Annotated in this window: 18 protein-coding genes; 9 read left to right on the plus strand and 9 right to left on the minus strand. The window is 29.7% G+C overall.

Annotation, left to right across the window (positions count from 1 at the left end; all coding sequences use genetic code 11):
• Positions 1–1,008, plus strand: coding sequence for an endonuclease/exonuclease/phosphatase family protein (locus tag WHD07_RS03400; RefSeq protein WP_343330061.1), 1,008 nt, complete (start codon positions 1–3; stop codon positions 1,006–1,008).
• A 5-nt stretch (positions 1,009–1,013) separates the two neighbouring features.
• Here WHD07_RS03400 and WHD07_RS03405 read toward each other — a convergent pair whose 3' ends face one another.
• Together WHD07_RS03405 and WHD07_RS03410 are read right to left on the minus strand one after the other, a co-directional pair.
• Positions 1,014–2,183: an NAD(P)/FAD-dependent oxidoreductase gene (locus WHD07_RS03405; protein ID WP_343330062.1), complete on the minus strand. Its 1,170-nt coding sequence runs from the start codon at positions 2,181–2,183 to the stop codon at positions 1,014–1,016.
• A gap of 53 nt (positions 2,184–2,236) precedes the next feature.
• Complete coding sequence (locus WHD07_RS03410) at positions 2,237–2,731, minus strand: GNAT family N-acetyltransferase (protein WP_343330063.1); 495 nt, start codon at positions 2,729–2,731, stop codon at positions 2,237–2,239.
• A gap of 39 nt (positions 2,732–2,770) precedes the next feature.
• On the opposite strand from WHD07_RS03410, the gene mtaB reads away from it, so the two are divergent.
• From mtaB to WHD07_RS03425, 3 genes are read left to right on the plus strand one after another with little or no spacing between them, the layout of a single operon-like run.
• Positions 2,771–4,105: a tRNA (N(6)-L-threonylcarbamoyladenosine(37)-C(2))-methylthiotransferase MtaB gene (gene mtaB / locus WHD07_RS03415; protein ID WP_343330064.1), complete on the plus strand. Its 1,335-nt coding sequence runs from the start codon at positions 2,771–2,773 to the stop codon at positions 4,103–4,105.
• A 28-nt stretch (positions 4,106–4,133) separates the two neighbouring features.
• Complete coding sequence (locus tag WHD07_RS03420; protein ID WP_343330065.1) at positions 4,134–4,793, plus strand: alpha/beta hydrolase; 660 nt, start codon at positions 4,134–4,136, stop codon at positions 4,791–4,793.
• 45 nt (positions 4,794–4,838) lie between these two features.
• Positions 4,839–5,741 (plus strand): lytic transglycosylase domain-containing protein, encoded by a 903-nt coding sequence (locus WHD07_RS03425; RefSeq protein WP_343330066.1) that lies wholly within the window; start codon positions 4,839–4,841, stop codon positions 5,739–5,741.
• A gap of 8 nt (positions 5,742–5,749) precedes the next feature.
• Here the strand turns inward: WHD07_RS03425 and WHD07_RS03430 are convergent, their stop codons facing one another.
• From WHD07_RS03430 to WHD07_RS03460, 7 genes are all read right to left on the minus strand, one after another.
• Positions 5,750–5,947 (minus strand): YwbE family protein, encoded by a 198-nt coding sequence (locus WHD07_RS03430; protein ID WP_105048932.1) that lies wholly within the window; start codon positions 5,945–5,947, stop codon positions 5,750–5,752.
• 87 nt (positions 5,948–6,034) lie between these two features.
• Positions 6,035–6,226, minus strand: coding sequence for a cold-shock protein (locus WHD07_RS03435; protein ID WP_018943662.1), 192 nt, complete (start codon positions 6,224–6,226; stop codon positions 6,035–6,037).
• Between the two features lie 270 nt (positions 6,227–6,496).
• Positions 6,497–6,688 carry a cold-shock protein gene (locus WHD07_RS03440; RefSeq protein ID WP_105049386.1) on the minus strand — a complete coding sequence of 64 codons (192 nt, stop codon included), beginning with the start codon at positions 6,686–6,688 and terminating at the stop codon, positions 6,497–6,499.
• 116 nt (positions 6,689–6,804) lie between these two features.
• Positions 6,805–7,746: an NAD(P)H-dependent flavin oxidoreductase gene (locus tag WHD07_RS03445; protein ID WP_343330067.1), complete on the minus strand. Its 942-nt coding sequence runs from the start codon at positions 7,744–7,746 to the stop codon at positions 6,805–6,807.
• A complete protein-coding gene (locus tag WHD07_RS03450) occupies positions 7,746–9,407 on the minus strand; it encodes a S8 family serine peptidase (protein ID WP_343330068.1) in 1,662 nt (553 codons plus the stop codon). Before WHD07_RS03450 ends, WHD07_RS03445 begins: the two co-directional genes overlap by 1 nt.
• A 39-nt stretch (positions 9,408–9,446) precedes the next feature.
• Positions 9,447–10,634, minus strand: a complete 1,188-nt coding sequence (mnmA, locus tag WHD07_RS03455; protein WP_343330069.1) for a tRNA 2-thiouridine(34) synthase MnmA — start codon at positions 10,632–10,634, stop codon at positions 9,447–9,449.
• A 333-nt stretch (positions 10,635–10,967) separates the two neighbouring features.
• Complete coding sequence (locus WHD07_RS03460; protein WP_343330070.1) at positions 10,968–11,681, minus strand: toxin-antitoxin system YwqK family antitoxin; 714 nt, start codon at positions 11,679–11,681, stop codon at positions 10,968–10,970.
• 79 nt (positions 11,682–11,760) lie between these two features.
• Between WHD07_RS03460 and WHD07_RS03465 the strand changes: the two genes are divergently transcribed.
• The 5 genes from WHD07_RS03465 to WHD07_RS03485 all read left to right on the plus strand — a co-directional run bounded on the left by WHD07_RS03465 (position 11,761) and on the right by WHD07_RS03485 (position 15,274).
• Positions 11,761–12,312, plus strand: coding sequence for an adenylosuccinate lyase (locus WHD07_RS03465; protein ID WP_343330071.1), 552 nt, complete (start codon positions 11,761–11,763; stop codon positions 12,310–12,312).
• A 45-nt stretch (positions 12,313–12,357) separates the two neighbouring features.
• Positions 12,358–13,701 carry an adenylosuccinate lyase gene (gene purB, locus WHD07_RS03470; RefSeq protein ID WP_343330072.1) on the plus strand — a complete coding sequence of 448 codons (1,344 nt, stop codon included), beginning with the start codon at positions 12,358–12,360 and terminating at the stop codon, positions 13,699–13,701.
• 19 nt (positions 13,702–13,720) lie between these two features.
• Positions 13,721–14,188, plus strand: a complete 468-nt coding sequence (locus WHD07_RS03475) for a hypothetical protein (protein WP_343330073.1) — start codon at positions 13,721–13,723, stop codon at positions 14,186–14,188.
• A gap of 1 nt (position 14,189) precedes the next feature.
• A complete protein-coding gene (locus WHD07_RS03480) occupies positions 14,190–14,954 on the plus strand; it encodes a TerC family protein (RefSeq protein WP_343330074.1) in 765 nt (254 codons plus the stop codon).
• 185 nt (positions 14,955–15,139) lie between these two features.
• A complete protein-coding gene (locus WHD07_RS03485; protein WP_343330075.1) occupies positions 15,140–15,274 on the plus strand; it encodes a hypothetical protein in 135 nt (44 codons plus the stop codon).
• Positions 15,275–15,293 lie beyond the last annotated feature (19 nt).

Consider the following 15,293-nt stretch of genomic DNA (forward strand, 5'->3'; position numbering starts at 1 on the left):
ATGAAAAATTTATCCCCCATAGATAAGATGTTATACATCATAAACTCAATATTAGCAGCGCTTTTATTGTTGTCTTATATTCTTCAATTAATATCACCTGCTTCAATTCCCGTTTTTGCTGTTTTAAGTCTTTTTGTTCCTTTTTTAATGATTATCAATCTCATTTTTGGTGTTTATTGGTTAATTAAATTAAAAAAACAATTTCTTTTATCTATTTCTGTATTAGTAATTGGCTATATCTTTTCAACTCCTTTTTATAAAATTTACGGTAATAATTCTTCTTTTAATAACGATTTAAAAGTGATGAGTTATAATGTAAAAAGCTTTGATTTGTTTCACAAAAAGAAAGAATCTAAAACGCCAGATGGTTATAAATTTATAGCTTCTAAAGCCCCTGATGTTCTTGCCGTACAAGAATATTATCACAGTAAAAAAAACAAATTAAATTATCCTCATAAATTTATAAAATATCGACCTAAAAGCAATAAATACGGAATGGCTATTTATTCTAAATATAAGATTATAAACTCTGGTTCTTTAGATTTAAAAAGCGTAGGTAATAATATTATTTTTGCTGATATTTTAAAAGAAAAAGACACCATTAGAATTTATAATGTTCACTTAGAATCTTTAAGAATAAAACCAGGTGAAGAAAATTTTGGGCAAGAAAATTCTGAAAAACTAATAGAGAGAATTAGTAGTTCTTTTAAAACTCAGGCAGAACAAACTGTACAATTTTTAGCACATGAAAAGCAATGGAAAGGGAAAAAAATAGTTTGTGGAGATTTTAATAACACCAGTTATTCTTGGGTGTATCATCAAATATCAAAAAACAAAAAAGATGCTTTTATAGAATCTGGTAAAGGTTTTGGTAAATCTTTTAACTACTGGTTTCCTATGCGAATAGACTTTATTTTAACAGATGAGGATGCTATAATTAATAAATTTTCTACATTTTCAGAAAAATACTCAGACCACTTTCCTGTTCTTGCAAAAATTAATTGGTAAGTTTATTAGTAACTTCTTTTTTTTATAATTCGATGAGCTTTCTGTTCTATCTTTTTCTTTAACAAACCAGCCATCGCTAAAAAGAAACCTTTATACTTTGCTGCTCTTAAAGCATAATGACTAAATTTTAAAAGTCTACCAAACTCTTTTTGTAAATCTTCATCGTATTTTTTTAATGAAGCTTCAGAAAAACCATCCTTATTTAAACATCTTTCTATATTCTTGGCTGCTATTATGCCAGACATCATACCAGTACCAATGCCTTCTTTGTAAAAAGCATTTGCCAAACCTGCAGCATCTCCTACTAATAAAAATCGTTCTCCAGTTATTTTATGATTTCCAAAATGAAACGGAATAGACCATCCTCTCCAATTACCTATTTTGGTAGCGTTTTTAAATTTATTTTTTACCTTTTTGTGGTTTTTTATAATATTCTGAATTTCATCAACTAAATTAACCCCATATTTTTTAATATGATCTGCACGCCCTCCCAAACTAATATTTACTTGTCCGTCAGATAAAGGAAAAACATAAAAAAATAAAAGCATATTTTTATAAATCATACGTACTTCTGCTGCGTTACCTATAGGCAAATCTATTACATCTTTAAAATAAGCACTTACAAAAGTTGACGCATGTTTTTTATCTATTTTATTATTCGCTAATTTATTAGCAACAATAGATTTGGCACCATCTGCCCCTACTACAAATTTTGATAGGATTTCTTTGCCATTTTTTAATTTGATAAAAACACCTTCTGCTTCTTCTCTAATTTCTTTAACTCCGCTTCCAAAATGCTGGTTGGCATAGGTTTTAGATAAGTGACTTACCAAAAATTGATCAAAATCGATACGTTTTGCATACGAAATAATCATATCTCTATCATCCGTTTCTTTAAATTCTATTTTAGAGCGATTGTTTAAATGCAGCGTAATTTTTTTGCTATGTATAAACTTTGGATGTTTTAAAAAACTAGCAAATAAATCGTCTCCCAAAATCTTCATCGCCTTGTAGGCGTATAAAATTAGGCCATCTCCACAAGTTTTATCTCTCGGAAAAGTAGATTTATCAATAATATAATGCGGAATTTTCAACTTAGATAATTGTATAGAAGTGGCAGTACCAGAAGGTCCTGCACCAATAATACAAACAGTTGTTTTTTCAATTTTATTCATAGCAACAAAAGAGCAATATAAAAAATATTTTAAGGCAACTTTATATATAAAGGCTATAATTTTAATCTATATTTTGTTTCTGCTTGGTTTTTATCATTCTTTAATTTATCAACAATAACAAAGTTGTTTTTTTCTAATATTTTTGCTGATGCTAAATTTTCATCAACCACATAAGCTATAATTTCGGTCTTTTTTAGATGCTTAAAATAAGAAATTAAACCTTTACAAATTTCAGATCCAAAACCTAAGTTCCAATATTTTTCTAAAAAACGATAACCAATTTCATCATCTAAGTTATCTTTTACCAAAGCTACAGTTCCTATAAATTTTTGATCTTTTTTTTGTTCAATTGCATAAATCCAAAAATCGTTATTGGGATGTTTATATTTACAAATTAGTTCTTTTAATTCTTTAAAATGTTCCTCTAAAGTTTTAATATCACCTTTGGCAAACTTCATTACATTAGGGTTGCTTTGCATTTTATGAAACAATTTTAAATCACTTAAAAATAGCTTTCTAACAATTAACCTTTCTGTTCTAAAAATCATCAATAATATTGTAAATTTGCAGTCCTTAAATATACAAGAATGAATGCAGAAAAAAAAGTAGCCTTTTATACTTTAGGATGCAAGTTAAATTTTTCAGAAACTTCTACTATTGCTCGTAATTTTGTAAGCGAAGGGTTTGAACGTGTGGATTTTGAAGAAGCCGCAGATGTTTATGTTATAAACACTTGTTCTGTTACCGATAATGCAGATAAACGCTTTAAAAGCATTGTAAAAAATGCCTTAAAGAAAAATGATGATGCTTTTTTAATTGCCGTTGGTTGTTATGCTCAATTAAAACCAGAAGAATTAGCCGCTGTAGATGGTGTAGATTTAGTTTTAGGAGCCACAGAAAAATTTAATGTTACAAGTTATATAAATGATTTAACTAAAAATAATGTTGGCGAGGTGCACTCTTGCGAAATTTCTGATGCCGATTTTTATGTGGGTTCTTATTCTATTGGAGATAGAACTCGTGCATTTTTAAAAGTACAAGATGGTTGCGATTATAAATGTACTTATTGTACAATACCTTTAGCACGTGGAATATCTAGAAGTGATACTTTAGAGAATGTAATTGAAAATGCCAAAGAAATTTCATCAAAAGGAATTAAAGAGATTGTTTTAACGGGGGTTAATATTGGTGATTATGGTAAAGGTGAGTTTGGCAATAAAAAACACGAACATACTTTTTTAGAACTGGTAAAAGAATTAGATAAAGTTGATGGCATCCATCGTTTGCGAATTTCATCTATAGAACCTAATTTATTAAAAGATGAAACAATTGATTTTGTATCTAAATCTACTTCTTTTGTTCCGCATTTTCACATTCCTTTACAATCTGGTAGTGATGAATTATTAAAGAAAATGAAGCGCAGGTATTTAACTGAAACATATACAAATAGAGTTTCTAGAATTAAAGAAGTAATGCCTAATGCCTGTATTGGTGTAGATGTTATTGTTGGTTTTCCTGGTGAAACAGACGAGTTATTTTTAGAAACTTATAATTATTTAAACGAAATGGACATTTCGTATTTACATGTTTTTACCTACTCTGAAAGACCCAATACAGAAGCTGTTAATTTTGAAGGTGTTGTTCCAAAAAAAGTACGTGCAAAACGAAGTAAAATGTTACGTGGTTTGTCTGCAAAGAAAAGACGTTCTTTTTATGAAAGCCAAATAGGTAATACACTTACAGCATTATTTGAAAGTGAAAATAAAGAAGGTTTTATACACGGTTTTACAGAAAACTACGTTAAAGTTAAAACACCTTGGAATCCGGAATTAGTAAATACGCTACATACGATTACTCTTACTAAAATTGATGAAGATGGATTGGTAAGATTTAATTTTGAAAAAAATAAAGTGACAGCATAAAATATAATATTGCTAAAAAAAAAAAGACATGAAAAAGATTGCTATATACTTGGTACCAGGTTTAGCAGCTGGTCCAGAAATATTTGAAAACCTAGAATTACCAAAAGATAAATACGAACTACATTACTTAGAATGGATAACACCAATTGCCCTAGAAGAAACAATTGCTAATTACGTCATGAGAATGAGCGAAGAAGTTAAGACAGAAAACCCTGTTTTAATAGGTGTTTCTTTTGGGGGAATTATAGTACAAGAAATGAGTAAATATCTAAACACTAAAAAGGTTTTTATTATTTCTAGTGTAAAGCACCACGAAGAGCTTCCTAAAAGATTTCGATTTGCAAAATTTACAAAAGCGTACAAATTATTTCCAACAAAAATTGTTTCTAATTTTGAGGATTATGCTCAATATTTTTTAGGAAAATCGTTAAAAAAGAGAGCCCATATTTATAAAAAATATCTTTCTGTTAGAACAAAACTTTACCTAAACTGGTCTATTGGTACTATTATTAAATGGGAACAAACAGAACAAAACCCAAACATTACTCATATTCATGGAACCGATGACCATGTGTTTCCTATAAAAAACATTAACAATTGTATAAAAATTGAAGGTGGTAGCCATGTTATGATTATTACTAAAGCAAAAAAAATATCTAAAATTATTGACGAAGCTTTAACTTGTTAACCCCACTGGCTTTTCTTATTTTTAAAAACAAAAAATTACAATCTTATGAACAAACCTTTCCGTATACTTTCATTATTAAGCATCTTAATAGTTACTTTTTTATTTTTTAATGCAATCAATAAAAATGAAACAGACCCAGAAACAAGTACGGCTAAAACATATAAAATAAAAGCCTTAAAACTGCCAACCAACCTAAATCTTGCTGGAGAAAGAGTTCCTTTAGAAATACCTGATGTTAGAGAAAGGATGGAAAGAGAATTACTCGTAAACACCTATTGGCAATCAAATGGGGTATTACTTATAAAAAGAGCTAATAAGTACTTTCCTATTTTAGAACCTTTACTAAAAAAATATGGCTTACCAGACGACTTTAAATTTTTAGCATTGGCAGAAAGTGCTTTTATAGACGAAACTTCTTCTGCGGGAGCAGCAGGCATGTGGCATTTTATGAAAGCTACAGGAAAAGAGTATGGTTTAGAAATAAATAGCAATGTAGACGAACGTTATAATATAGAAAAATCTACAAAAGTTGCTGCCGAATATTTAATAAAATCTAAAGAACGTTTTAATTCTTGGACCTTAGCTGCGGCTTCTTACAATGCAGGTAACTACGGTGTTAGTAAAAGGTTAGATACCCAGGAAGTAGATAATTATTATGATGCTAAACTACCTAATGAAACAGAGAGATATGTTTTTAGAATTATTGCTTTAAAAGAAGTAATTTCTAATCCTAAAAAATATGGTTTTGTGTTTGATAATGAAGACTTATACACGTTAGCAGAAACAAGAACAATTAAAGTAGATACTGCCATTTCTAATATTACTCATTTTGCTAAAAAATTCGGAATGAATTATAAAGAATTTAAAATTCATAACCCTTGGTTAAGAGAAAACAAACTAAACAATAAGAGTAGAAAGGTTTACGAAATTAAGATACCTGTAAACTAAAACGATGTTTACGCTAAAATATTTTTAACCCTACCTACAATACCAGATTCTAACTGAACTTTAATTCCATGCGGATGGTTTTGAGATTTAGTTAGAATTTTTGCTATAACACCTTCTGTTAATTCGCCACTTCTTTGATGGTGTTTTTGAACTACTTCTACACCTAAACCTATTTTTACGTTTTTTCTTAGCTTTCCGTCACTCATAAATACATTTTTAAAATTCTAAAATAAAAAAAGCCTATCAATCATGATAGGCTTTTTGTTAAAAAATTAACTAGTAATAAATATATATTATAATACTCTTACGTTTACTGCGTTTAATCCTTTTTTTCCATCTTGTAAGTCAAATTCAACTTCATCGTTTTCACGAATTTCATCGATTAATCCTGACACATGTACAAAATGTTCTTTGTTTGATCCTTCTTCAGTGATAAATCCAAATCCTTTAGATTCGTTGAAAAATTTTACGGTACCTTTATTCATTATAAAAATTATTGCGTTGCTAATTTAATTACTAACAACATTTATTGTATTACAAATGTAATGCCAATAATTGAATAATAAAATTAAATGTTGTCTTACTTTCTATATCCTTTAAAATAAACAATAATTTACAGCTTAAAAGTAAGTGTTCTTATAAATACACACATCAACCTACCCTAAAACACTGAAATTAAAAACATTAAGCAATAAAAAAAGCCTATCAATATTGATAGGCTTTTAGATAAAAAATTAACTAGTAATAAATATATATTATAATACTCTTACGTTTACTGCGTTTAATCCTTTTCTTCCATCTTGTAAGTCAAATTCAACTTCATCGTTTTCACGAATTTCATCGATTAATCCTGACACATGTACAAAATGTTCTGTGTTGTTTCCTTCTTCAGTGATAAATCCAAATCCTTTAGATTCATTGAAAAATTTTACGGTACCTTTATTCATAATAAAAAAATATTGTGTTGTTAAATTCATTCCTAACAACGTTTATTGAATCGCAAAGATAATGCCAATAATTTAGAAAAGAACTAAAATAAGTGTTTTAGTTGAAAAATAATACATTAAACACTCAATATAAACCTTTTAACTTCGTTAAATTCGTCTATAATCTCATTTAAAATGTCTTTTACAGGCTTTATTTCATGAATTAACCCCGCTATTTGTCCTATTTCTAACTCACCTTCATCTAAATCTCCTTCAAACATTCCTTTTTTAGAACGTGCTCTTCCTAGTAGCTCTTTTATTTGTTCTGTTGATGGATGCTGCTTATATAATTCTTGCACTTCATTATAAAACTTATTTTTCACCAACCTTACAGGTGCTAATTCTTTTAAAGTTACTTGTGTATCTCCATCTTTAACATCAATAATGGTGTTTTTAAAATTAATATGCGCAGAAGATTCTTCTGATGCAGCAAACCTACTTCCTATTTGTACGCCATCTGCCCCAAGCACCATAGCGGCTAACATTCCTCTCCCCGTGCCTATTCCACCAGCTGCTATTATAGGTATTTTAACTTGTTCTTTAACCATAGGTATCAATGTAAACGTGGTAGTTTCTTCCCTTCCATTATGTCCGCCTGCTTCAAAACCTTCACAAACAACAGCATCTACACCTGCAGCTTCTGCTTTTAAAGCAAACTTAACAGAACTTACTACATGTACCACCGTAATTCCTTTTTCCTTTAAAAAGGAAGTCCAGGTTTTTGGGTTTCCTGCAGAAGTAAAAACAATTTTTACGCCTTCTTCTATAATAATATCCATTAATTTTTCTATATCAGGATACAACATTGGGATATTTACTCCAAATGGTTTCTCTGTTGCTTTTTTACATTTCTGAATATGTTCTCGTAACACATCGGGATACATAGAGCCAGCACCAATTAATCCCAAACCACCAGCATTAGAAACGGCAGAGGCTAATTTCCATCCAGAAACCCAAATCATGCCTCCTTGAACAATTGGAAATTGTATCTTAAAAAGTTCTATAATTTTATTTTTCATTATTTTTTGATCAGCTTTATTTTTTTATGTTGATTACCCTTGGTTATTTTAAGAAAATAAATACCACTTTCTAGAAAAGAGATATCAATAATTTTAGAATTTAAACCTACTTTTTCAAATACTTTTTTTCCTAAAATCGAGTATATTTCAATAGTAAAATTACTTGTAATATCTGTTGTAATTAAAAATTGATCTTTTACGGGGTTTGGATACACATTTAAATTGATAACAGTATTTTCTAAAACAGACAAACTCGCCATATAACTATTCAAAGCGACTTCAAAATTCGGAATTCCATACCCATATTGATCTGTTGGATTATTAAACTTATCCGCAGATTTATAAACTGCTTGTTTTAAATACGTATTAAAATTATCTGTTATTTTTTTTGATGATGTTTTTAAAAGAAAACCTTCATTCTGATTTAAACATGCAATTAAACCTGCCATTATTGGAGAAGAAAATGACGTTCCGCTAGAAAATGTTGAAACTTCACCTGAAAGGTAATTAATTATAGCTGGATTTTTACCTTGTGCTAAAATTTCTGGTTTAATTCTTCCGTCTGCTGTTGGTCCGAAAGAACTAAAACTAGCTATATTTCCTGAGGAATCTACAGCTCCTACACTTATAACAGAGGTTGCGTCTGCCGGCGCTCCCATATATTTCCATGATCCATTTCCTTCATTACCAACTGCATTTACCAAAAGCATACCACGAGAAGCACCTATTTCTGCTCCTCTAGAAATAAAGGTGGTTTTACCATCTAAATCGGCATACGTATAATTGTAATTCGGATTATCAAAAGTTGTATATCCTAAAGAGGTATTAATAACATCAACCCCTAAACTATCAGCTCTTTCTGCAGCTTCTACCCATAAACTTTCCTCTAAAGGAACTTCTATAGGAGCATTTTCTGTTCTAAATAAATAAAAAGAAGCATCTGGTGCGGTACCTACAAACTGATTTTCTAAATAACCGCCAATTGTTGATAAAACATGAGTACCATGGCTATCTCCAGCGTAAAACTCTTCGCTTCTTTCTACAAAATCGTAGCCTCCTAAAATCTGATTGTTATCTCTAATTCTCTTAAAAGCATCTAAAGTATTTACATTAGGAAAACCTGCATCTATAATTGCTATTATTTGACCTTCACCTGTTAATCCTTGTGCATGTAAAAAATCTCCATGCAACATTTTAATTTGATTATCTGCAGCACCATAAACAACATCTGATAATGTCTTATTAAACTTATTATAATGATTGGGTGTTATTGCTTTCCCTTTTAATTTAGGATTTAAATTTAAAGATTTATTAGCAAATTCTAAATGATCGATAAAACTATATGCCGACATTAAATTATTAAGTGCAACAACATTTCCTTGAACATGTATTGCATTTAACCATTTAGATTTAGCTAAAACAGTAATATTTACATCGTTTTTTAGCTGAGTATAATAATTTTCATCAACAGGAACATCTTTAACATCTAAAGGAATATTTAACCGATTTCTTCTGTCTAATGCTCTTTGTGTAAGCATTGTTAAAGGATTCTCTAAATAAGTAGTTTGGTTGGGTTTGTCTTTTAAGAAAACCCAAACATCTTCTTGAGCTGTTAACTGAAAGAAAGTAGTAAAAAATAAAAAAAGTAGTAATTTCTTCATCTCTCGAAATTACTACTTTTTTATGATTTTATAAATTATTTAAGAGATTACTCCAGAACCTAATAATTCTTCCTTGATATACCAAGCCACAAACTGACCTTCTTGTATGGCAGATTGCTTGTTTTCAAACTCTACATACAAACCTGTTTCTACTTTATGTAAGGTAGCATTTTCTAGAGGTTGCCTGTATCTAATTCTAGCATCTACTTGCATAGTTTCTCCAGATTTTAATGTTAAATCTTTACGAATCCAATGCATTTCTTCATTAGAAACAAACAACACATTTCTATATAAACCTGGGTGATTTTTTCCTTCACCAGCATAAATTACATTTTCTACCACATCGGTTTCTATCACATACAAAGCTTCTTTTGTACCACCAACATTTAAACCTTTACGTTGTCCTTTTGTAAAATAGTGTGCGCCCTGATGTTTACCAACTACTTTACCATCTTCTTTGTTGTAAGAAAACTTTGTTGCGTAATAAGCCAGTTCTGCTTCTTTATTTTCAAAAACAGGGGCTTGTTTTGTATACTGCTCAAAATCTGAAGGGATTGTTACAATAACACCGTTTTTGGGTTCTAATTTTTGTTGTAAAAACTCTGGTAAACGAACTTTACCGATAAAACATAAACCCTGAGAATCTTTCTTTTCTGCCGTAATTAAATCTGCTTCTTTGGCTATTTTTCTAACTTCAGGCTTTGTTAATTCGCCAATTGGAAATAATGCTTTTGTTAATTGCTCTTGAGACAACTGACATAAAAAGTAAGATTGATCTTTATTAACATCTTTACCTGCTAATAATTTATAAACTGGTTTACCGTCTATAATCTCTTCTCCTTTTCTACAATAATGCCCTGTAGCCACATAATCTGCCCCCAATTTTAAAGCAATGTCCATAAAAACATCAAACTTTATTTCTCTATTACAAAGAACATCTGGGTTTGGCGTTCTACCTTTACTATATTCATCAAACATATAATCTACAATACGTTCTTTGTATTGATTGCTTAAATCCACTACTTGAAAAGGGATTCCTAACTTTTCTGCAACAATCATTGCATCATTAGAGTCCTCTAACCAAGGGCATTCGTTTGAAATGGTTACAGAGTCATCGTGCCAATTTTTCATAAAAAGCCCAATAACTTCGTATCCTTGTTCTTTTAATAAATGTGCGGTTACACTAGAATCTACACCACCAGAAAGACCAACAACTACTCGTTTCATTTTAAATTTTTAAGGATGCAAAGGTACAAATAAGAAATGGTTTTATAGATTGAAAGAATTGATGTAATCATTGTTTTGATTTATCTTGTAGTTAGCAGTTAGCAGTTAGCAGTTAGCAGTTAGCAGTTAGCAGTTAGCAGTTAGCAGTTAGCAGTTAGCAGTTAGCAGTTAGCAGTTAGCAGTTAGCAGTTAGCAGTTAGCAGTTAGCAGTTAGCAGTTAGCAGTTAGCAGTTAGCAGTTAGCAAGAATAAAAAGACTTCTACAGGCGCTGTCTAACAATCGTTAAAATTTATCAACATTTAAACTATAAACCCTGAACCTTAACACTTAAAATCAATCTTCTTTTTTACGGGTAAAATAATTTTTTGCTTTTAACTCTTTTTCAGTAGCTACTTCTCCATCCATATAATATTCCCAATTCCCCACGCGTAACCCGTCTTTATAATTACCTGTCTCTTTTAACTGACCATTCAATTCAAAGTATTTTGCCAATCCGTTTAAGACACCATTTTTGTACGTAATTTCTTCTATTAGAACACCTTTACTAGAATATTTACTACTAACTCCATCTAACAAACCGTTTTTATATGTAGAAAATTCTGTAACCCTACCATCTTGGTAATAATTAACCAACACTCCATCCAAGAGGCCATTTTTATAATTTTCTTCTGACATGATTGTGCCATCAGGGTAAAAATATTTCCAATTACCAACTCGTTTTTTTCCTACTAAAACACCTTCTGTTTCTATGGTACCTTTTAACGTAAAAAATTGAACATATAAAGAATCTGAATTCTCATAAAAAGTTTTTATAATGACAGGGTGCTTAGAACTTGTAATATCGTAAAACTTAAAAACACCTACTTCTTTTCCGTTTTTAAACTGCCCTGTGTAACGAATTCTTTTATTTGAATAATACTTTTTCCAAACACCTGTTCTTTTTTTATGCTGATCGAATTGATTAATTTTCTGAGCATAAGTAGTTTTACTTGTAAAAAAACAAGTAAAAAACAGTAAAATAAAAAACAGTCTTTTTATATTTATCATTTAAATAAAATTTTAAAGCAAAGATACATTAATAGTGCCAAAAACAAATCTTCTTTTCGTTACAGAACAACTCCATAATATGGAAAACCCTAAAAGGGAAAACCGACAAAGAGTGGCAAATATTGTATTAGAAAATCAGAAATTATTTAAGGAATTGATTGTTATTACTTTTGATGTTGAAAATAAAGTTTCTATAAAAGCGGCTTGGATTTTAGAGTGGATTTGCACACACCATCATTTAGAATGGATTTTACCTCATTTAGATGTATTTACATCAGAAATTAAAAATGTAAAATTTGATAGCGCTATTAGACCATGTGCTAAAATATCTGAACATTTGGCTACTGCGTATTATGCTAAAGATGAAAATGACATCAAAAAAAAACTGACAAACCAACAGATAGATGCGATTGTAGAAACAGGTTTCGATTGGTTAATTACGCCTCAAAAAATTGCCGTTAGAGCCTATACAATGACTTTTTTATATTTCTTTGGATTAGAAAAAGAGTGGATTCATCCAGAATTAAAACACTTAATAACCTCTAAAATTATGCACGAAAGCAAAGGTTGTAAAGCACGTGGAAAATACATTTTAGAAATGATAGAAAAACATCAAAAATCGACTTTATAAATCTGTTTATTTGCCTATTTTTGCATTTAACAACATAACTAAAAGATGAACTTAACAAAATTAAATGCCATCTCACCTATTGATGGACGTTATAGAGGTAAAATATCAAAATTAGCAGACTATTTTTCTGAAGAAGCTTTAATAAAATACAGAGTTCGTGTAGAAATAGAATATTTTATTGCTTTGTGTGAAATTCCTTTACCACAATTAGCAGACTTTAACAACGATTTATTTGACGATTTACGTAAAATTTATATCGATTTTACTGCAGAAGATGCTCAAAAAATTAAAGATATAGAAAGCATTACAAATCATGATGTAAAAGCTGTTGAATACTTTATCAAAGAAAAATTTGATGCGTTAGGCTTACAAGCTCATAAAGAATTTATCCATTTCGGATTGACTTCTCAAGACATTAATAACACTGCGGTACCGCTTTCTATTAAAGAAGCAATGAATGATGTTTATGTGCCTCAATATTTTGAACTTTTAGAAAAGTTACAAGAATTAGTTATTGAGTGGCAAGATGTTTCTATGCTAGCAAGAACACATGGTCAGCCTGCATCACCTACAAGGTTAGGGAAAGAAATAGAAGTATATGTAGTTCGTTTAAAAGAACAATTCAATTTATTAAATGATATACCAAGTGCTGCTAAATTTGGTGGTGCAACTGGTAATTACAATGCACATAAAGTTGCTTATCCTACTATTGATTGGAAAGAATTTGGAAGTACTTTTGTTAAAGAAAAGTTAGGTTTATACCACTCTTTTCCAACAACACAAATAGAACATTACGATCATTTAGCGGCTTTGTTTGATACTTTAAAACGTATTAATACCATTGTACTAGATTTAGATAGAGATTTCTGGACCTACGTTTCTATGGAATACTTTAAACAAAAAATTAAAGCTGGTGAAGTTGGTTCTTCTGCTATGCCACATAAAGTAAACCCTATTGATTTTGAAAATTCTGAAGGAAATTTAGGATTGGCAAATGCTATTTTCGAACACCTTTCTGCTAAATTACCTGTGTCTCGTTTACAGCGCGATTTAACAGATAGTACTGTTTTACGTAATGTTGGTGTACCTTTTGGACATACAATTATTGCTTTTACATCTACCTTAAAAGGATTGAATAAATTATTGTTAAACAAACAAAAGTTTGAAGATGATTTAGAAAATAATTGGGCTGTTGTTGCAGAAGCAATTCAGACTATTTTAAGACGTGAAGCTTACCCTAATCCTTATGAAGCCTTAAAAGGATTAACCAGAACAAATGCTAAAATCAACCAAAAATCTATTGCAGATTTTATTGATACTTTAGAGGTTTCATCAGAAATTAAAGAAGAATTAAAGGCTATTACACCTGCTAATTATACAGGAATATAAATTTTTAAGAAGTAATATTATGAGCGTAAAGAATATAGAAGTTTCTGTTTTTAATTTAAATAAAGGAAAGCTTATATTCTTTGCGCTTTTCTCTTTACTATTATTTCTTACTTCTTGCAAATCAGAAATGAAAGACAATTCTGATCGTTTTAAAAAAGGAGTCTTCGAAATTCCTGCAGGAGAAGGTTATAGTAAAACAACCATTATTAGAAAAGATAGCCTACAAATAGAAGAATACGAAAAAATTGTAAGTATTTCTAATGATTCTACTACCAGTGAAAAAAGAATTAAACATATTGATACGCTCTACATCAAATGGAAAAATAATTTCTTTTATTCCTTAAAAATGAAATCACCTAAAAAGGAATTAGACAAAGATCCTATTTACGTGCAAATAACTAAAGTTACAGACACCTCTTATAGTTTTACTGCTAAAATTGGTTTTAGCAAATTTAAACAAGACGGTACCGTATATAAAGTAAAATAAAGTGGAAATTTTTCTACACATAGACGCTTGGGTAGCATTAATTACCCTTACTTTTCTAGAAATTATTTTAGGAATAGACAATATTATATTTATATCAATATCTGCCAATAAACTCCCAAAACATCAAGTAAGAAAGGGTACTCTCTTAGGATTAGCTTTAGCAATGATTACTAGAATAGTACTATTAATTAGTGTTTCTTATTTAATTGCATTTAAAACACCTTTTTTAGAAATTAATATCGGTTGGTTTAAAACAGGATTAACAGGCCAAAGTATCATTTTATTTTTAGGCGGACTTTTTTTACTCTATAAAAGCACTAAAGAAATCCGTGAAAAAGTAGAACATACTAATGAAAACGAAGTGTTAAAATCTCCAAAGGTTATATCATTAACAAATGTTATTATTCAAATAATACTTATTGATATTGTTTTTTCTTTTGATAGTATTTTAACAGCAGTTGGTATGACTAACGGAATAGATGGCGCTTTAATTATAATGATTATTGCCGTAATAGTTTCTATTATAATTATGATGATTTTTTCGAAGCCGATTAGTAATTTTGTAAACAATAACCCAACTATTCAAATGTTAGCATTGTCTTTTTTAATTTTGATAGGATTTATGTTAATTACAGAAAGTGCTCATTTATCAAATACAGAAATTTTTAACAAAACTGTTGGGGCTATTCCTAAAGGATATTTGTACTTTGCGATCGCATTTTCTTTAGGCGTAGAAATGCTGAATTTAAAAATTAGAAAAAAATAAAACTTTTGTTCAAAAAACTACTTAGCGTTTTTTTTCTCTTACTATTGATGTTACCAACATCTATAGAAATTATTCATAATTTAGGCAATCATGAACACTCTGTGTGTACTTCTGTTAGTGAACATCACATACATAAGCAACATTTAAATTGTGCTGAATTCCACAAACATTTAACGATTTTCTCAATGGATTTTGCATCTAATTTAGATGTAATTCCACCTCATTTTTATACTTCCATTTTTATTGATAAACCTCAAAGAATTAAAGAGGTTTGCCAATCTATAAGAACTTCTAGAGGACCACCCTATTTTACTGTTTAAAGCCGAATTGTCATTTTAA

The sequence above is a fragment of the Polaribacter staleyi genome, assembly GCF_038024045.1.
GTDB classification, from domain to species: domain Bacteria; phylum Bacteroidota; class Bacteroidia; order Flavobacteriales; family Flavobacteriaceae; genus Polaribacter; species Polaribacter butkevichii.